Source organism: Bradyrhizobium sp. UFLA06-06 (assembly GCF_054820065.1).
Genome location: NZ_JADFUD010000006.1, coordinates 183,548 through 202,561, shown reverse-complemented (window position 1 = coordinate 202,561; position 19,014 = coordinate 183,548). Strand labels below are relative to the sequence as shown.

Sequence of the window (19,014 nt, the reverse complement as noted above, 5' to 3'; positions counted from 1 at the left end):
CCAAACTAGCCAAATTTGCGCTGGTTTGTACCGCATTTGACCTCGCGGTGCACACGTAGAGCACACGAAATACGGACGGAGTGCACACGCAAATGCCGACTTATACGAAGCTGGGGTCTGGAAGCTGGCGGGTCCAGGTCAGGAGAAAACGCCAGTACATCGCAAATACGTTCATTAGGCGACGCGACGCTGAAGAGTGGGCAATCGAAGCCGAGCGTTCCATCGATCGGGGAACCGCGGTCCGACGTTCCAAGTTTGGCGAGCAACCGCGCATCTTTTCCGACTTGATCGCATTGCACCTCGACGATCTTGCCCAGGTTGGCAAGCCGGTTCGACGATCGAAGTCGATGGTGCTTAAGGCGCTCAAAACTTCTCTTGGACGCGTTAACCTGAGAGACCTAAGCCGTGAGAGATTGATCGAATTTGGACGGAAGCGAGCCTCGCAAGGCGCTGGACCAGCCACTCTTGCGATCGACTTCTCGTTTATTCGAGCGATCCTCCTCCACGCTGCGGCGGTCCATGGCATCGACGTCTCCGTTGAGAACGTTCAGCTGGCCAAAGCTGCGCTCAAACACCTCAATCTCGTGGGAAAATCGAACGAGCGTGATCGTCGCCCTACGCAGGACGAATTGGATCGATTGATCGGGTATGCGGAGTCTAACCCTCAACAATTTCTACCGCTCGGTCGAATTATTCGCTTCGCAATAGCGACTGCAATGCGCCAAGCCGAGATTAGCCGGATAGAGTGGTCTGACGTCGATCTAACGAAGCGAACAGTCACTATTCGGGACCGCAAGGATCCGCGACGAAAGGACGGAAACCATCAGAAAGTCCCGTTACTCAATTCGACGGGGTATGACGCATGGCAACTCGTTCTTGAGCAACGGATCGTCACGCGCGGCGTTGGGCGAGTATTTCCTCACCATTCAAAATCGGTTGGTGCCGCCTTCCACAGGTCGTGCAAGGCAATCGATATCGATGATCTGTGCTTTCACGACCTCCGCCATGAAGGGACGAGCCGACTGTTTGAAGCCGGATTTTCAATCCAGCAAGTCGCTATGGTGACCGGCCACAAGGACTGGCGCATGCTCCGGCGTTATACGAATCTCAAACCTGAAGACCTGCATAAAATGCAAAAGGCTGCGCAGCCCTCAATAGATCAATTCATGGCTACGCTGGTTGCGAGCTAGGATGTGTGCTCGCCTCTGAAGGCGGACATCAATCCGACTGGCTGGTATGTCCGCTATAGGCGCCAAGCAATGCAATGCGGATATCTCCTTGCCGATGAAACCGACCCGCGCAAACGACTCCTGATGGGTCGCCACGATTCAGGTCCTCGCCACAACTGGCGCAGTCGTGGCGCTGACTACGCGCCAGCGTGAGGCCGACAGACTGCGGGCCTTAGCGAACCACGGACCGAGCGTTTGAGCCACGCTTCGGCGAAAATATCCACGCCTAGCACGGCGATCAAAATTGCCTTCCAACTCTCTCGTCCAAGTAGATCCTGAGGTCACCACACCCGCGTCAACGGCACCCGCCTAAGGATCGATCAGGACACCCGGGTTGAGCATGCCGTGGGGATCCAGTTCGCGCTTGGCGGCCCGCAACGCGGCGGCAAAAAGCTGTGGCCGCTGCCGGTCGTACCAGGGTCGGTGATCGCGGCCGACGGCATGGTGATGCGTGATGGTGCCGCCTGCCGCGATTAGCACGTCGCTCGCCGCGTCTTTGATGGCCTTCCACTGCGCGAGCAGCGCACCGTGCCGACCGCGTGCGTGGAAGGAGAAGTAGGGCGCTGGCCCGTCCGGGTAGACGTGGGTGAAGCGACAGGTAACTTCACCCTTCACTCCGGTCGCTTGCAGAATCGCCTGTTCTGTTCCCGCCTTGACCTGATCGTGAAAGCTTTCGAACCGATCCCAGGTGATGGCGGTCTCGAACGTATCGTTGATGATAGCAACGGGCGCCAAGAATTCGCGCGCATAGGGCATGCGAATGAACGCGTTGCGCCAGATGCCTGCCGCGCCTTCGAGATGCGCGTCGCCGGCCTCTGCGGGCTCCGGTGTCCCGCGGTGGTCGGCGCAGCATTCGAGCGCACGCTTGAACCAGGCGTCCAGGGAATGATCGCCCGATTCGAATGCAAGCACCATGATGGCGGAGCTGCCGTCGGACGCACCGGTGTTGAACGCCTCCTGCGGATCCAGGATGCGGCAATTGGAGGGATAGAGGCCGGCTTGTGCCACCGCACGCACCGAGCGCGCGGCATCGAAGAAAGTGGGAAAGCGAACCGATGTGCCGGCGCGGAATTTTGGACGCGGCTGCAATCGCATCCATGCGCGCGAGATCACGCCTAAGATTCCTTCCGAGCCAATGAACATGCGGTCGGGGCTCGGCCCCGCGCCCGAGCCGGGAAGCCGGCGCGTCTCCACGACGCCAACCGGCGTCACGACACGCAGGCTTTCAACGAAATCGTCGATATGGGTGTAGAGACTGGCGAAGTGGCCGCCCGATCGTGTCGCGATCCAACCGCCCAAGGTCGAATACTCAAAGCTCTGCGGAAAATGCCGCAGCGTGACGCCGTGCGGCTTGAGCTGGTTTTCCAGCGATGGCCCATAGGTGCCGGCGTCGATCAATGCGGCGCGCGAGACCGGATCGACTTCGACGACCTTGGAGAGATTGCGCAGGTCTAACGTGACGGCCGCCTTGTGCTTGATGCCATCGGCCAGCGGCTCGACGCCACCGCACACGCTGGATCCGCCCCCGAACGGCGTCAGCGAAGCACCGACGGACCCCGCCCAGTCCATGACAGCCGATATCTCCGTCTCGTTGCGTGGATAGGCCACGATATCGGGCGCGCAACCGTAATCGCCGAGCATGGCCCTGACGTAATCCGGATAGGACTTGCCGTAAGTGTGCGCGGCGCGGTCGTAGCGTTCGGTCGTGCAGAACGGCGTGAGCGAAGCTGGCAGCACCACGCGCGGCTCCCGCAAGGATAGCTCTTCAAGGCCGGGAACAGTTACCGTGTCGAATTCGCGGGCGCCAAACTTGGCATGGTAGCGGCCGAGGACAAACGCCCGCTCTTCCGCGCTCATGCCTTCGCCTTCCCGTCCCCAGCCGTAATGTTTCAGCCTTGCGCCGGTCATGAGCGTTCCCCGCGTTTCGTTGCTGAGAGCTTCTTGAATCGAAGAACAAGATACTCTGAACGACCGCGCTGCAGAGTGAGCTCGTTTGATCGAAACAATACGCTTTCGAGAAGGAGTATGAAAGACGGCGGCGGCGGGACAGTTCCTTCAGCAAACGGCGCCGCAGCGGCCACCGCACCCGACTCAGTCTTACCCGCATGGGGTGCGACCACATGTCAGTCCGCCTTCCGCGCGGGTGGACGTCGTGCGACACCTTGAGAGAGCTTGGCATGCTGAATTGCGATAGACTACACAGACCAATGGAATACCCCGTCTGGTTCGGGAGATACGTATTTGGTCTCCGAAAGCGACCTCGAGCTCGTTAGCGGATTGGGATGCGGCCAACGCAGCCGCGATGATGCAATCGGATACATTGTCCGTCAGCACCGCCGCGCACGATCCTCCCGCGACAACCGACGCGCGGAAGACTTACGCATCAGATTCTATTTTCACCAAAATTTCCCCGGCAATGATTTCAGGGTCTCCAAGATTAAGGTCATGCAGGCTTGCTTGAACGAAATCCAGAACTTTATCGTTCGCGGCATTGGCGCTTTCGCGGTCCTCGAATATCATCACAGCTACACCGACGCCATCGCCCCCATCCAATACGTAATAGGATCTGAATCCGTGCGATTCCCTTAGGATCTGACCGATGCCACTTTTGGCGCGGCGAGCAGCGTCAGCAACCGAGCGAACGTTGGTGTACTTTCGAATGAACATGTACATCAGCCACCCATCTATCTCAGTCCTAACCCGCGCATCAAAGCATATTGAGCCGGCGTTGTACTAGGACCGACTTCCGCGTCGGGTCACTCGCGTCGATTTGGTATGCCCGCAACCACGTCCGATCTCCCGCGAACAGCCGTAGTCAAAGTGAGGGGCGCGGTTCGACACCAAGACCAACAGGCGACGTGGGTCCCCTTGCGCCGGAGTGTCACGGACTTATGTGAGGACCGGTGAGCACTCGCTCATTGCGACTGCCAACCCAGCAATAATCAAAAAGCCAAGGAGGATCGCATGAAATTCCGTCCGCTTCACGACCGCGTCGTGGTCAAGCGCATCGACGCCGAAGAGAAGACCGCTGGCGGCGTCATCATTCCGGATACTGCCAAGGAAAAGCCCTCCCAGGGGGAAGTGATCGCCGTCGGTCCCGGTGGTCGCGACGAAGCTGGCAAGCTGATCCCGATTGACCTCAAGGTAGGCGACCGGGTCCTGTTCAGCAAGTGGTCCGGCACCGAGGTCAAGATCGACGGCCAGGAGCTTCTGATCATGAAGGAGAGCGACGTCATGGGCGTTCTCACCAACGTGGCCGGCTCCAGGAAGGCGGCCTAACGCTGACCGCCGCAAACGCTCACCTCTGAGGAGCGCCTGCCGATGCTGCCTCGCAGGTGAGAGACGAATTTCAATTCAGGGAGGACAAACATGTCAGCTAAAGAGGTCAAACTAGGTGTCGATGCCCGCGATCGCATGCTACGCGGCGTGGACATCCTTGCCAATGCGGTGAAGGTCACCCTCGGCCCGAAGGGCCGCAACGTCGTCCTCGAGAAGTCGTTCGGCGCGCCCCGCATCACCAAGGACGGCGTTGCCGTCGCTAAGGAGATCGAGCTTGAGGACAAGTTCGAGAACATGGGCGCCCAGATGGTGCGCGAAGTGGCGTCGAAGGCGGCGGATGCTGCCGGCGACGGCACCACCACCGCGACCGTGCTGGCTGCCGCGATCGTCCGTGAAGGCGCTAAATCGGTCGCCGCCGGCATGAACCCGATGGATCTGAAGCGCGGTATCGACCTCGCGGTCGAAGCCGTCGTTGCGGACCTCCAGAAGAACTCGAAGAAGGTCACTTCGAACGAGGAGATCGCCCAGGTCGGCACCATTTCGGCCAACGGCGATGCCGAGATCGGCAAGTTCCTCGCCGACGCCATGAAGAAGGTCGGCAACGAGGGCGTGATCACGGTCGAGGAAGCCAAGTCGCTCGAGACCGAGCTCGACGTCGTCGAGGGCATGCAGTTCGACCGCGGTTACATCTCGCCCTACTTCGTCACCAACGCCGACAAGATGCGCGCTGAGATGGACGACGCCTACATCTTGATATACGAGAAGAAGCTCTCCTCGCTGAACGAGCTGCTGCCGCTGCTCGAGGCCGTGGTGCAGACCGGCAAGCCGCTGGTCATCGTCGCCGAAGACGTCGAAGGTGAAGCCCTCGCCACCCTCGTCGTCAACCGCCTGCGTGGCGGCCTGAAGGTCGCGGCCGTCAAGGCTCCGGGCTTCGGCGATCGCCGCAAGGCCATGCTGCAGGACATCGCGATCCTGACCGGCGGCCAGGCCATCTCGGAAGACCTCGGTATCAAGCTCGAGAACGTCACGCTGCAGATGCTCGGTCGCGCCAAGAAGGTGATGATCGACAAGGAGAACACCACGATCGTCAACGGCGCCGGCAAGAAGGCCGACATCGACGCTCGCGTTGCCCAGATCAAGGCGCAGATCGAGGAGACCACCTCGGACTACGACCGTGAGAAGCTGCAGGAGCGTCTCGCCAAGCTCGCAGGCGGCGTCGCGGTGATCCGCGTCGGCGGCGCGACCGAGGTCGAGGTGAAGGAGCGCAAGGATCGCGTTGATGACGCGATGCACGCGACCCGCGCGGCTGTCGAGGAAGGCATCCTGCCGGGCGGCGGCGTCGCCCTGCTCCGGGCCTCCGAACATCTCAAGGGCATCCGCACCAAGAACGACGACCAGAAGACCGGCGTCGAGATCGTGCGCAAGGCGCTGTCGGCTCCGGCTCGCCAGATCGCGATCAACGCGGGCGAGGATGGTTCCGTCATCGTCGGCAAGATCCTGGAGAAGGATCAGTACGCGTTCGGCTTCGACAGTCAGACCGGTGAGTACGTCAATCTCGTCAGCAAGGGCATCATCGACCCGACCAAGGTCGTCCGTACCGCGATCCAGAACGCTGCCTCGGTTGCCGCGCTCCTGATCACCACGGAAGCGATGGTCGCCGAGCTGCCGAAGAAGAACGCCGGCGGTCCCGCGATGCCCCCAGGCGGCGGGATGGGTGGCATGGACTTCTGAGCCCAACCGTTCAGCGCTCAAGAGAAAAAAAGGCCCGGCATCGCTGCCGGGCCTTTCCGCGTTAGCTACGGGTCCGACTCGACTACAACAGCTGCGCGGAGGTGACCCATCAGCAGGGGTTGAATCAAGCGGAGACGCGGGCTCCGGCGGAGCCTCAGCTCTGACTACTCTCGCAAGGACGACCTAAACCCTCAGGCCGAGTCGTTCGCCGGTTCACGCAAGCCCTGCAAGCAGTCCAGTCGGCTCGATTTTTTACGTTTGTCATCCTTTTGCCTCGATTTGTAATCCGCGTCACTATCGAGAAATGCCTCCAACATGAACGGGATCAGTTCGGCAACCTCCTCCTTGCTGCCGTAAGTCTCCGCATAAAAATCAGCATACTCCCGCAGCCGCTTCGCTAAGCTCGGCGCCAATACAAGATTCATCCTCACGGGTGTTCGATCAGGCAGTTTCGCAAGCTTCATATTTCACCTGCCCTTCGCGACCGTCTGAACGTCCTCGTACGGCTTCAGCACCAGATCCTTAGAAACAATCACCCGTAGCGGCCATCCCGGTCGGACCGTGATTGTCGGCTGCACGTCGAGCTGGCGCTCCACCAGGCGCTGGCCCGCACGATTGGTTGTCTGCTGCGTGCTTTCCCGCAACGCCTTCACGAGATCGCTCTCGTCATTTCCGATCGAGAGCTGTGTACCCACCCCGATCAGCGTCGCCAAAGCCACGCCCTTGAGCAGTTGCCAGGTATGGAAATCCACCTCATCCTCGAGCCCGGCATAGCCGGCAACATCCGTGGCCGGAAGGTTCTCGATCACGATCGAATTTCCGTTCGGCAAGATCAGTCGCGTCCAGACGACCAGTGCCCGCTTCTGGCCAAAGGCGACGACGCTGTCGTACTTGCCCACGAGCCGCGTCCCTTGTGGGATCAGCAGATGCTCGCCCGTTACCGTGTCATAGACGTTCTCCGTGACCTGAGCGATCGTCGCTCCCGGCAGGTCCGAATTCAGCCCCGTCACCAGGCTCGCTGGAATAATCGACCCAGCCATCACGGCATAGCTGGAGGGCGCGGCGACGACCGCGTGCGGATTGGTGGTCTCGGTGTCGGCCTTCGCTCCCACAAAGGCGAGCTTTCGTGCCTGCGACGAGGGTACGATCTCGTCCGATCGATCGACCATTGCCCGCGCGGTTTTCGCAAGTTCCGCTGCGGACGGCCCGGAATCGGCCGCCGGCGGCCGAAACGGGGACGGCTGGCTGGCTGCCACGTCCGTGACACCGGCCTGCTTTCGCTTGTCCTGCTTTTCCGACAGTCGGAAGAACAAGCCCGATTCCCTCGCCTGCTGCGCGATGCGCACCTGCCGGATGCGCTCCGCCCTTTCTGCGTCCTCTTCCGGGTTGCTGCGGAAGGCTGGATCCAATGATGGCGCGATGCCGACTTTCTTTTCGTTCTCGGCAAAAGCTCGTCCAATATCGCCCGGGGATGGCGGTCCAAGCCGTGGCGTTGACGGCGGAAGTTCCTCGTAGGACCTCGGCAGCTTGTTCAGGCCGTCCGCCGTTTGCTTCCGGTCGGTGTTGAAGAGCTCTGCGCGGTCGGCGTGCTTCAAAGGCCGCAGCGGCTGGAGCGCAACTATCGTCGCTCCGGCGATGAACAGTGCAGTGATAGCGCAGCCGATCATGAGCGCGCGCCTGTTCAACCGCCGGATGGACCGCGGCCGTGCCCGCAGCTCCAGAGGCTCCGGCGGCTCCCGATCCACCCCACTCGTCATGAGGCGCTCCCACTGCTGACGGCCTGCGACACCGGCCGCGCATCGATGCGGATGATCCGGACGATGCGCTGGGGATCCTCGCCGAGACGGAGCTCGGCGGCGCCAAACATGCGGTCGACGATGTAGTAGGAGCCCCTGACGCGATAGTTGACCAGATTCGGACGGCCATCGGCGCCCGCGACGAACAGGGGCGGCGCCTCGCCCTGCGACAGGCCGGATGGCATCTGGATATAGACCTTGCGGCCGTCATCGAACGCACGCACTGGTCGCCATGGTGGGTCATCGCCTTCGATACGGTAGCGGAAGTTCAGGCTATCGAGCCGCACGCCGCGATCGGCGACCCGCTCCTCGTTTGCCTGGGCGATCGCATTCTGCTTGTGAAGTGCAACCAGCGTATCCGTCGGGTACGTCCAGGAGATCGAAGCCATGTAGGTCTGCTTGGTTGAGACCAACTCGAGGTGGTAGGCGCGCCGGTCGGTCAGGACCACCAGATTGGTCTGGATGTCCGGCAGCGTCGGTTTGACGAGGATATGGACACGCCGGTTGCTACCCTGACCGCTCGAGGTATCGCCGACCACCCAGCGAACCGTGTCGCCTGTCGAGACATCGATCAATTCCTCGCCGGCCTGAAGCGCGATGGTTGAGACCTTCTCGGGGCTCGCATAGAGCCGATAGAGGGCTCCTTCGGTCCATGGATAGACCTGGATCGCATTGATGTAGCCCGCCCGGGTCGGCTCCATCCGCGCGGCCTTGTTCGCCTTGGCGATCGCCTGCTCCGGTGGCAGCTGTTCTTCCTTGCCGCCCTTCTTTGGATAAGGCTTGAGTTGGCCAGGCAGAGGCAAGACCTTGGGCCTTTCAACAATCTCGACGGGCTTCGGCGGATCCGCCTCGGGGAGAGCCTGCTCGAATGTCATCTCGTCATAGGGCGCTTCGAGGTTGAGCTTTGTGGCGCATCCTCCGAGCACGAGCGACAGGGTCAGGATGCTGGCCGACGCAAGCTTGGCGGGGGCGGTAGAATTCATTTCGCATCTCCGATGAGGTCGCGCGACCAGTTGAGGGAATGGACGTAGAGGCCGAGCGGGTTCTTTCGCAGCGTCTCGGCGTCCACCGGCGGCTTGAGAACCGTGGTTACGAGACCCGTGAACCGCTCGGTCTTGGCAATCGAGCCGTTCTCGAAAGAATTCTCCTTCCAGCGGATTTCGAAGCTGTCGTGGGACGCACGCACCACCGAGGTCACCTCTGCGGTGACCGTCCTGGACCCGATTTTCGCGAACGGATCGGTTTCGCGCGCGTAGTCGTTCAGAACTTGCGCGCCCCGATCGGTGACGAAGTCGTAGGCCCGTAGCCAGTTGCTGCGGACGATCACGGGATCGATCGACAACGAACGCACGTTTTCGATGAACCGCGCCAGGAAGTGCGCGATCTGCGCATCCGACGGCTGATACGCCTCCAGCGCAGGTCCAACTGCGCGGACCTCACCCAACCGGTCGACCTCGACCACATAGGGGACGATCCCTGAACGGCCGATCACGGCAAGCAGGGTCAAGCCGAGAACAACGCTCACTGCAGTGACACCCAGCGCAGCGAGCCGCCAATTACTCGCCTGAACTCGCGCGGACCCCAGCCGCTCGTCCCAGACCTGTCCCGCTTTCTGGTAAGGCGTCACGGGCTCGGGCGTTTCTCCGTACCGAACCGAAACGCGTTGAAATGGATGACCGGCCATATCTCAGTCCTCCCCAAGCTTGGGACCCGAGGAATGACCGCCCTTGTCCCCTTCCTTCAGGGTATGGGCAGTAATCTGTGCGGCTTCCCTGGCGTGTCGGGCGGGGGTCGCAGTTGCGCGCGAAGGGCTGGCGGCCGCGGCTCCGCCCGCTCGTCCAACGCCTCCGCCTGCCGGCTGCTCGGCCGCGGCCGCGCGGGCCGCACCGTCGCCAATCGACGATGCTGCACTCAGCGACGCCGCGGAACGGACCGCCGTCATCGATCCGCCGGCGGCCATGCGAAGGCCGCCCATGGCGACCGCTCCGCCTCCGATTGCGACAGCAGCAGCACCGGCCACCGTACCCGCCGCCGACCCGGCCCCCAGTTGAGGTGCACCGGACACGAGACCCGCAGCAATGCCCGGACCGAAGATTCCAAGCCCAAACAGAGCGAGCGCCGCAAGTAGCAAGCTCATGGCCGACGCAATATCGACCGGCCGTGTCAAAGTGCTCGCGAGTTGACCGAAGATAGTCGAGCCGATGCCGACGATAATCGCCAGCACCATCACCTTGACGCCTGAGGCAACGACATTGCCGAGCGTCTTTTCGGCAAGAAAGGCCGTCTTGCCCCAGAGCGCGAACGGCACCAGGATGAAGCTCGCGAGTGTCGTGAGCTTGAACTCGATCAGGGTCACGAACAGCTGGATCGACAGCACGAAGAACGCGAGTACGATCACGATCCAGCAGAACAAGAGGATCACGATCGTCGGCAGGTTCGTCAGCACATCGAAGCCCGAGAACTGGCTCGCCTCCTCGAGAAGCGGATGCGCCGCAGTGAACCCAGCGGCGGCAACAAAACCCGGCCGGGCCAGATCAGCCGGGCTCAATGTGCCGCCGGACGCCTTCAGGCCGATGCCAGAAAACGAGTTGAAGATGATGTCGGCAAGGCTCTTGAAGTTGCCGATGATGAAGGCGAATGCACCGACGTAGAGGATCTTCTTGGCAAGCGTCACCAGGATCTGGTCGTCGGACCGCACGCTCCAGGCAAGCCCGGCAAGCGTGAGGTCGATGACGACGAGTGTCGAACTCAGGAACGAGACTTCGCCTGACAGAAGACCAAAGCCAGAATCGATGTAGCGCGAAAACGTCTCGGTGAAGCGATCGATGACGGAGAGATCAGCCATGGCCCCCTCCTATCTGCCGCCGGCGTAGGCATGGCCATCGCCGATGAAGCGGATAAAGCGCTCCTGGGCGGCCGCCGCCGACGCGCGCTCCTCAGCCGCCCTCAACGTGTCGGCGCGGGCTTGAGTTGCCAGCAGCGCCTGCGTCTGCAATGCCTGCTTGATCTGCAAAGCCAGCAGCTCGTTGCCGGACTGCTGGGCCTGCAAGGAGCCGGCCGCGGCTGACGAACTCGCCATAAGTGTGCGAAGCGTCTGGCCGTCCTGATCCAGGTTGCTGACGATGGCCGACTGGATTGTGAGAGCCTGCTTGAGCCCCTCATAGCTGTTATTCCAGCGTGCGGTTGCATCCTGGACCATCCTGTCCGAGGAGGTGGCGGCGCCATACTGCTGAGGATAGAGCTGCGCAAAATCCTGCTGGGTCTTTTGAACGTCGAACGAGATGCCTTTTGCCTGTGCAATGAGGCTGTTCATCTGACCTATGGTCGAAGTGAGCTGGCCGACGACACTGGTCGGGAGGCTTGCCAGATGCTTTGCCTGATTGAGAAGCGACTGAGCCTGATTTTCGAGGCTTCTGACCTGGTTATTGATCTGCTCGAGCGCGCGAGCGGCAGTCAGAAGATTCTGGCTGTAGTTCGAGGGGTCGAACACGATGTCGAACGCCCCGACCCGCCGCGATCCATTCACAGCGACGACGACAGATAGCGCTACCGTGACGATAATTCTTGTAGTTGTACGCGCGCCCAAGAGGCCGACACATTCGAGCATGGAAGACTCCGGAGATTGAGATCGGGTCAGGCCTTGTGGGCCTGTTCAAAGGTGCTGATCAGGTTGGCCGCCCAGTGCAGATCGCGTTCAGCGAAATAGCGTTCGGCAAAATGGTGGGGCCCCGAACGGGCCAGGACATCGTCAATGATGCGCTGATCGTCCGGCGAGGATGCCCCGACGAGCGCAAGCGCCACCGGTCCAAGGCCAAGTTCGAACAGGCGGTTGCCGGCACGAGACTGCAGATAGTAGTCGCGCTTGGGAAAGGCTTCGGCGATCAGACGCACTTGCGTGTCGTTCAGGCCGAAGCGCCGATAGGTCTCGGTCTGGGTCGGCTCAAGGGCCCGGGGATTGGGCAGGAATATGCGGCTCGGACAAGACTCGATGATCGCGGGCGCGATTTCGCTGTCCGCAATATCGGCAAGCGACTGCGTGGCAAAGACCACCGCCACGTTCCTCTTGCGTAACGTCTTCAGCCATTCGCGAATCCGGCTCGAAAACAGCGGGTCGTCGAGGAACACCCAGGCCTCGTCGAGCACCAGCAGGGTCGGCCGCCCATCGAAACGCGACTCCAGAGTGTGGAACAGATAGGTGAGCACGGGGGCGACAAGCCCCGGCAGCGCCATCAACTCCTCCATCTCGAAGGTTAGGACGTCGGCGCTCGAAAGCCGGTCGGCGTCCGCATCGAGGAAGCGGCCGTAAGGTCCCTCCAGCGTGTAGGGTTGGAGCGCCTGACGCAGGGCGTCTCGGGTGAGCAAGGCCACGAGCCCGGTCATCGTGCGCTGGGACACCGGCGCCGTACCCAGGCTCTTGAGTGCCGACCAGATGGTTTCCTTGACCTCCGGCGTCACGCTCACCCGCTCGTGGGCAAGGACGCCGCAAAGCCAGTCGAGCGCCCAAAGCCGCGCCCCCTCCTCCGCAACATCCTTCAGGGGCTGGAACGCGATGCCACCCTTGGCGCCGAGCTCGTACCACGCGCCCGACAGCGCAAGCGTTGTCGCACGCGCGGAGCGGCCCTTGTCGAATGTGATCAGCTGGGCATTCGGGTAGCGCCGGAACTGCAGGGCCAGCATCGAGAGCAGCACAGACTTGCCGGCGCCGGTCGGCCCAACAACGATGCAATGCCCAACGTCACCGGCGTGCAGTGAAAGCCGGAAGGGGGTTGCGCCCTTGGTCTTCGCGATCAGAAGCGGCGGTCCATCGAGATGCTCGCATCGCGCTGGGCCAGCCCACACCGCCGACAACGGGCACATATGCGCCAGATTGAGCGTGTGCACGATGGGTTGGCGGATATTCGCATAGGCTTGTCCTGGCAGACTGCCAAGCCACGCCTCGACCGCATTGACGCTTTCCCGGATCGTGGTGAAACCCCGGCTGTTGATCACGCGTTCGACGAGCCGGATCTTGTCGTCGGCGACGCGCGCGTCCTCGTCGCTGACAGTGACGGTCGTCGTGATGTAACCGAACGCGACGAGATCATCGCCGAGCTCCGTCAGCGCAGTGTCCGCGTCGGCAGCCTTGTTGCTGGCGTCCGTGTCCACGAGCGCCGCCTGCTCGTTGAACATGACCTCCTTCACGATTGCTCCCAGCGATTTGCGCTTGGCAAACCATTGGCGGCGATACCGCGACAGCGAGGAATGCGCCTGCGTGCGGTCGAGCGGCAAAAATCGGGTGGCCCAGCGATAGGCAACGCTAAGCCGGTTCAGCTCATCCAGCAATCCGGGAAAGGTCACGTGCGGGAAGCCGAGCACGGTCAGCGCACGAAGATGGCTTCGGCCGATCGCCGGCGACAATCCACCAGTCAACGGCTCGTCGCTCAGGAAGCAATCGAGATAGGCTGGAATCTCGGGCACGGCGACCGGGTGTCGCTTGGTCGAGATGCAACTATGCAGGTAGGTCAGTGTCTCCTCGTCATCGAGCGGCCAGATCTCGGGCAGGACCGAAGACAGAAGATCAATCGCCCGGTCCGTTTCCTGGACAAAGCGCTCGAGATGATCACGATAGCTGTGCTCCCGCGACGGCAGGGGCTGGTCAGTCTCACGAGCCGACGTGGCGACTGGATCGTCCGGCCGGCCGCTTTTTGGATCAGCCTCGGAAGCATGCTGCGCATGCCGCTGACGGCGTGACCGTCCCTGGCCCTGCTCGTCTCGCGAACGCTCGAGGAATAGTCCCTCCAGCCGCGACACGCGCTCGGCCGGCGGCAGGTACATCAAGGTGAGATGCAACGCGCTCTCAAAATGCTGTCCGCGCGGACGCGACGGATCGTCCCAGGAGGCCTCGGACAGGCTTTCGAAGGCGGCCCGCCGCTCCTCATCGACAAGCCACGACACCGCGTCCGGAAAACGTGAGCGCGGGTACTCCGACGCTGGAATCCGCGTAGCGTCGAAGAACAGGGCCCAACCCGAGCCAAAGCGCTTTAAGACGTTGTTCACCCGCGAGGTCACGCTCATGAGCTCGGCCTCGGTCGCGCTGTCGAGATCCGGGCCCCGGTAGCGGATGGTGCGCTGAAAGCTGCCGTCCTTGTTCAAGATCACGCCAGGCGCAACGAGGCACGCCCAGGGCAACCAGTCGGCCAGACGATAGGCATGAGGACGGAATTCTCTCAAATTCAGCATGCGAGCCAGCCCTTGTGTTTGGTGTGACGGATTGCGACCTCGACAAAGGCGGGATCGCGCCTGGCAAGCCACACCGCGATGGCGTGCCCGACGATCCAGAGCACGACGCCTGCGAGCCAGAGCCGCAGCCCGAGCGCCAGCACGGCCGACAGGGTGCCGATCAGGATGGCCGCAGAGCGCGGCGCACCGCCGAGCAGAATGGGCTCGGTCAACGAGCGATGGAGCACGAGTTCAAAGCCGTCGGGACGCATCAGATCAGCGCTCCGCCGCCGAATGAGAAGAACGACAGGAAGAAAGAGCTCGCCGCGAAAGCGATGGAGAGGCCAAAGACGACCTGGACCATCTTGCGGAAGCCACCCGAGGTGTCGCCGAACGCAAGCGAAATCCCGGTTACCGTGATGATGATGACGGCTACGATCTTCGCGACCGGTCCCTGCACCGACTCCAGGATGCGCTCGAGCGGCGCTTCCCACGGCATGCCCGAGCCTGCGGCGTGCGCAGCCGGGCCCGTTAGGAGCATGCACGCGAGGCCTCCTCCCAGCTCGATGAGGAAACGCTTGTAAATTCGGCGAAAGCAGAAATGCGCCGTTGAACGGGGCAAACCAGACATGTCGTATTCTCCGTGTAGATCAGGGACGATGCGAAGCGTTTGGAAGGCCTGGCGGGTTCTCCAGGAGGTAATCGCCGGAAGGATCGAGGCCCTTGAGCTCGGCGATCGCCTCGATCCGGCGCGCAGGACCCCGTCCCCTGATGAAGACGACGAGGTCGATCGCCTCGGCGATGAGCCGGCGCGGCACGGTGGCGACAGCCTCCTGGATCAATTGCTCAATTCTATAGAGCGCGGCGCGCGCCGAGTTGGCGTGAACCGTGGCGATCCCACCGGGATGGCCCGTATTCCAGGCCTTCAGCATGTCGAGGGCCTCGGCGCCCCTCACCTCGCCCACGATGATGCGATCAGGTCGAAGGCGAAGCGTTGAGCGCACGAGATCGGCAAGGCTCGCGACGCCCGGCTTGGTGCGCAGTGTCACGACGTCCTTGGCCTCGCAGCGCAGCTCGCGGGTATCCTCGATGATGACGATACGCTCATCGAGGCGCGCAATCTCGGCCAGGAGCGCATTGGCGAGTGTGGTCTTGCCCGATCCGGTGCCGCCCGCAACCAGGATGCTGCGGCCTTCGACAACGGCCGCCGCCAGCACCTTGGCCATCAGGGGCGAGGCAATCTGCGCCCTGACATAGTCGGAGAGAAGAAACGTCGTCGTTGCGGGCTTGCGGATGGCAAAGCACGGCGCGAGCGAGACCGGCGGCAGCACGCCTTCGAACCTCTCGCCGGTCTCGGGAAGTTCGGCCGAGACGATCGGGAAGGATGCACTGGCCTCGGCCCGGACATGGCTTGCGACCAGTCGGATGATCCGCTCCGACTCCTGCGGCGTCAGAATGACGCCGGTATCAGTACGTCCGGACCGGTGCCGCTCAAGCCAGAGCCTGCCGTCCGGGTTGACGATCACCTCGACAACCTCGGCCTCTTCCAGCGCCAGCGCGATCGCCGGCCCCATCGCGGTCCGCAGCATGCCGCGGCGGCGCTCGCGGGTTTCGGGCGAGAGAAGGTCAGACATTGCCGACCTCCTCTCGCCCAGCCGGAGACGGCTCCGGCTGCTGGCCCGCCGCGTGGTGCGAGCGGGATTCTGTTGTCGTGGTCTGGGCCTCACCGGCGCCGAGCGGCGCGCCCTCCTCCAGATGCCGCATGAAGAGGTCCGGATTTGATGTCGAGACCTGTTCCATGACGTCGGCAACCAGCCGGCCGCCCGAGGCGATACGCTTGCCGACCTGCGCGACGAACATCTCGAACCGCTCACGCCCGAGCGCACGCGCGGCGTCCTGGTCTCCGGTGGGCAGCGGAGGCGTAATCGTCAGGTAGTAGCGAACGAACAGTGCGATGGTTTCCACCATGATCGAGAGATCACGGTCTGCCCGATCGAGCTGCCGGCTCATCCGGTCGAGCCTGCGGATCAGGGCTGCGTCTCCGCTTGCATCCCGCTCCGGATTGAGAAAGCGGTCGAGGGCGGCGTCGACGATCGCCGACTTGTTGGTGCCCGGCCGCCTGGCCGCGAGTTCGAGCCGTTGCGCCACGCTGTCGGAGACATAGGCGGATAGCTTTGGTTTCATTGAGAGTGCTCCTCAGAATGCAGGAAGGAGATCGTCGTCATCGCGCGTGACGGCATGAGCGCTGCGGATGGCGCTGGAGGCGTTCGCCGCGCGCTGCATCTGGTTGCGATCCGCCGCCACATCTGCGTCGTCGTCGAGCAGCCGCTCCTCGGCAAACCGCGTCGCCTCGGCTTGGGGCACCGTTTCCTCAAACAGCGGCAGTTGCTGTTTGAGCCCGCCCTCCTCCGCGCCCGCCTGCATGAGGTCGCGGTATGGAAGCGTTGCCAACCTGAGATCGACCGCCCGGATCTGGCGCCCCCAATCGCTCGGACGTGCAGCCGGGCGATCGCGGTATTCGCCGGCGCCGAGGGGCGGTGACGGACGCAAGCGCGTCACAAAATTTGAGTCCTCGTAGTGCCTGAGCTTGCGAGCCCGCACCGGCGCAAGCCCCGAGACAAGCACGATGGCCTGATCTTGGGGCAGCTGCATCACCTCGCCTGGAGTAAGCAGCGGCCGGGCGGTTTCCTGGCGGCTGACCATGACATGGCCTAGCCAGGGAGCGAGCCGGTGACCGGCATAATTCCGCTGTGCCCGAAGTTCCGTTGCGGTGCCGAGCGCATCCGAAATGCGCTTCGCGGTTCGCTCGTCATTGGCCGCAAAGGCGATACGGACGTGGCAATTGTCCAGGATCGCGTTGTTCTCGCCATAGGCCTTGGCGATTTGATTGAGCGATTGGGCGATCAGATAGGCCCGGATGCCGTAGCCGGCCATGAAGGCGAGCGCGCTCTCAAAGAAATCAAGCCGGCCGAGCGCTGGAAATTCGTCCAGCATCAGGAGCAGCTGGCGATGCTTTGCATCACCCGCCCTGATGTTCAAGGACTCGGTCAATCGGCGGCCGATCTGATTGAGGATCAGCCGGATCAACGGCTTGGTGCGGCTGATGTCTGACGGCGGCACGACCAGGTAAAGCGTGACCGGCCTCTCCGCACCGACGAGATCCGCGATACGCCAGTCACAGCTCTCGGTGTTGCGGCTCACAACCGGATCGCGATAGAGGCTAAGGAAACTCACGGCGGTGGACAGCACGCCGGAACGTTCATTTTCAGACTTGTTGAGCAGCTCCCGCGCGGTCGCGGCGACGACGGGATGGACCTTCGGCTCGGCCTCTGTTCCGAGATGGTTGGTAGCGAGCATGATCCGCAGCGTCTTCTCAAAGGACTGCGCCGGGTCAGCCAGGATCTCGGTGACCCGCGTCAGCGTCTTTTGTTGCTCTGCATAGAGGACGTGGAGGATGACGCCGACGAGCAGCGAGTGGCTGGTCTTCTCCCAGTGGCTTCGGCGCTCCAGCGCCCCTTCCGGGTCAACCAGGATGTCGGCAATGTTCTGGACATCGCGGACCTCGGCCGCGCCCTTGCGGACCTCGAGCAGCGGATTGTAGCGCGCGCTTGCTGGATCGGTCGGATTGAACAGCAGACAGTGCGAGAAGGTCGAGCGCCAGCCGGACGTCAGCTCCCAGTTCTCGCCCTTGATGTCATGCACGACCGCCGATGAAGTCCACGACAGCAGTGTCGGAAGCACCAGCCCCACGCCCTTGCCCGACCGCGTCGGTGCAAAACACATGACGTGCTCGGGTCCATCGTGACGCAGGTAGTAATTTTCAAATCGCCCGAGGAACACACCCCTGCCCGCGAGCAGGCCGGCAGCGCGGATCTCCTTCACATTGGCCCAGCGCGCGGAGCCGTAGGTCGTGACCAGTTGGTTTTGCCGCGCCCGCCACACCGAATTGATGATAGCAAACAGCGCGCCCGCAATGCCGCCAGCCGCGGCGATTGCCCCGCCCTCCTCAAATATCTCGGGCGCATAGGCCTCATAGGCGAACCACCATTCGAACAATCGCCAAGGCAGATAGACCGGATAGCCGCTAATGGCGAACCACGGCGCGCCAAGCCGCGCCTGAAATCCAAGCGCCGCCGCCGTCCATTGCGTCGCTCCCCATGTCGACGCGATGACGATGCCGAAGACGACCGTGATCTGACCGACGTAGATTTTTGCCGGAAACATTATCCGCCCCACTTGACGCTCGCAACGAGCGCGGCGAGATGAAAAGCGGGATGACGGCTCGCATTCAACCTGAATAAAAATCGCCGCCAGCAACGAGATCCGACTCGATCAAACCCATCGAAGCAAGATCGTTGCTGCGGCAGTCTCGGCGTGGGTGAGGAAGCTCCTCAATTGAAGGTGAACGGCATGATCAAACTGGATCTCTGGTTCGGCCTTGCCCAGGATTGGTGATCGCGCATGCGCACACCCCAGCGAATGAACGAATCGAACAAAGGCCGCTTGTGCCTTCAACGTCGATCGTCGCATCGACCGCCAGCTTGAAAAAGGGCGCACGGGGACGACAGCACTATCGCCGCGCGACGGGCTGCCCAATGGCCATCGATCTCGCGCGACACGCCCGTGCGGAGACTGGCGGTTCTATTCTCCGCACGATTGCGGGGGGAATGCTGCCAGAGATCCAAAACGGGGCTAACTATACTACGATAATACCGGCAACGTCGTTTGTCAAAGTTGACAAAGTTGCATACAATCCCGATATTGAAGGCGGAGTTCAGCTC

The 19,014-nt window shown here is 62.3% G+C and carries 17 protein-coding genes; 3 read left to right on the top strand and 14 right to left on the bottom strand.

Annotation, left to right across the window (positions count from 1 at the left end; translation table 11 throughout):
- The first annotated feature begins 92 nt into the window (after positions 1 to 92).
- Entirely contained in the window at positions 93 to 1,190 is a 1,098-nt protein-coding gene (locus IF803_RS07725) for an integrase (RefSeq protein ID WP_028344528.1), read from the top strand.
- 348 nt (positions 1,191 to 1,538) lie between these two features.
- On the opposite strand, the gene IF803_RS07720 is transcribed toward IF803_RS07725, so the two are convergent.
- The gene (locus tag IF803_RS07720) at positions 1,539 to 3,137 is read right to left on the bottom strand and encodes an FAD-binding oxidoreductase (protein ID WP_038384009.1); all 1,599 of its coding nucleotides are present in this window, start codon (positions 3,135 to 3,137) and stop codon (positions 1,539 to 1,541) included.
- Positions 3,138 to 3,605: 468 nt separating this feature from the next.
- Entirely contained in the window at positions 3,606 to 3,902 is a 297-nt protein-coding gene (locus tag IF803_RS07715; RefSeq protein ID WP_028344526.1) for a hypothetical protein, read from the bottom strand.
- Positions 3,903 to 4,193: 291 nt separating this feature from the next.
- Here IF803_RS07715 and IF803_RS07710 point away from each other — a divergent pair, with 291 nt between their 5' ends.
- On the top strand, positions 4,194 to 4,508 hold the full coding sequence (locus IF803_RS07710; protein WP_028344525.1) for a co-chaperone GroES: 315 nt from the start codon (positions 4,194 to 4,196) through the stop codon (positions 4,506 to 4,508).
- A gap of 90 nt (positions 4,509 to 4,598) precedes the next feature.
- A complete protein-coding gene (groL, locus tag IF803_RS07705) occupies positions 4,599 to 6,239 on the top strand; it encodes a chaperonin GroEL (RefSeq protein ID WP_259244160.1) in 1,641 nt (546 codons plus the stop codon).
- Between the two features lie 191 nt (positions 6,240 to 6,430).
- Here groL and IF803_RS07700 read toward each other — a convergent pair whose 3' ends face one another.
- From IF803_RS07700 to IF803_RS07645, 12 genes are all read right to left on the bottom strand, one after another.
- Positions 6,431 to 6,703, bottom strand: a complete 273-nt coding sequence (locus IF803_RS07700; protein WP_051003395.1) for a DUF2274 domain-containing protein — start codon at positions 6,701 to 6,703, stop codon at positions 6,431 to 6,433.
- Positions 6,704 to 6,706: 3 nt separating this feature from the next.
- Complete coding sequence (locus IF803_RS07695; RefSeq protein WP_028343951.1) at positions 6,707 to 7,996, bottom strand: TraB/TrbI/VirB10 family type IV secretion system protein; 1,290 nt, start codon at positions 7,994 to 7,996, stop codon at positions 6,707 to 6,709.
- Positions 7,993 to 9,018 carry a P-type conjugative transfer protein TrbG gene (trbG, locus tag IF803_RS07690; RefSeq protein ID WP_028343950.1) on the bottom strand — a complete coding sequence of 342 codons (1,026 nt, stop codon included), beginning with the start codon at positions 9,016 to 9,018 and terminating at the stop codon, positions 7,993 to 7,995. Before trbG ends, IF803_RS07695 begins: the two co-directional genes overlap by 4 nt.
- Complete coding sequence (trbF, locus tag IF803_RS07685; protein WP_028343949.1) at positions 9,015 to 9,719, bottom strand: conjugal transfer protein TrbF; 705 nt, start codon at positions 9,717 to 9,719, stop codon at positions 9,015 to 9,017. The genes trbG and trbF overlap by 4 nt, the downstream gene beginning before the upstream one ends.
- A 3-nt stretch (positions 9,720 to 9,722) precedes the next feature.
- Positions 9,723 to 10,880 (bottom strand): P-type conjugative transfer protein TrbL, encoded by a 1,158-nt coding sequence (gene trbL, locus IF803_RS07680; RefSeq protein WP_028343948.1) that lies wholly within the window; start codon positions 10,878 to 10,880, stop codon positions 9,723 to 9,725.
- 9 nt (positions 10,881 to 10,889) lie between these two features.
- Positions 10,890 to 11,642: a P-type conjugative transfer protein TrbJ gene (trbJ, locus tag IF803_RS07675; RefSeq protein WP_051448110.1), complete on the bottom strand. Its 753-nt coding sequence runs from the start codon at positions 11,640 to 11,642 to the stop codon at positions 10,890 to 10,892.
- Between the two features lie 26 nt (positions 11,643 to 11,668).
- A complete protein-coding gene (gene trbE, locus IF803_RS07670) occupies positions 11,669 to 14,254 on the bottom strand; it encodes a conjugal transfer protein TrbE (protein ID WP_461191780.1) in 2,586 nt (861 codons plus the stop codon).
- Complete coding sequence (locus IF803_RS07665) at positions 14,248 to 14,505, bottom strand: VirB3 family type IV secretion system protein (protein ID WP_028343946.1); 258 nt, start codon at positions 14,503 to 14,505, stop codon at positions 14,248 to 14,250. The genes trbE and IF803_RS07665 overlap by 7 nt, the downstream gene beginning before the upstream one ends.
- Positions 14,505 to 14,774: a TrbC/VirB2 family type IV secretion system protein gene (locus IF803_RS07660; protein ID WP_035633115.1), complete on the bottom strand. Its 270-nt coding sequence runs from the start codon at positions 14,772 to 14,774 to the stop codon at positions 14,505 to 14,507. The genes IF803_RS07665 and IF803_RS07660 overlap by 1 nt, the downstream gene beginning before the upstream one ends.
- Before the next feature lie 109 nt (positions 14,775 to 14,883).
- The gene (trbB, locus tag IF803_RS07655; protein WP_028343944.1) at positions 14,884 to 15,867 is read right to left on the bottom strand and encodes a P-type conjugative transfer ATPase TrbB; all 984 of its coding nucleotides are present in this window, start codon (positions 15,865 to 15,867) and stop codon (positions 14,884 to 14,886) included.
- The gene (locus tag IF803_RS07650; RefSeq protein ID WP_461191779.1) at positions 15,860 to 16,417 is read right to left on the bottom strand and encodes a CopG family transcriptional regulator; all 558 of its coding nucleotides are present in this window, start codon (positions 16,415 to 16,417) and stop codon (positions 15,860 to 15,862) included. The genes trbB and IF803_RS07650 overlap by 8 nt, the downstream gene beginning before the upstream one ends.
- A gap of 12 nt (positions 16,418 to 16,429) precedes the next feature.
- On the bottom strand, positions 16,430 to 18,457 hold the full coding sequence (locus IF803_RS07645; protein WP_461191799.1) for a conjugal transfer protein TraG: 2,028 nt from the start codon (positions 18,455 to 18,457) through the stop codon (positions 16,430 to 16,432).
- Positions 18,458 to 19,014: the final 557 nt, after the last annotated feature.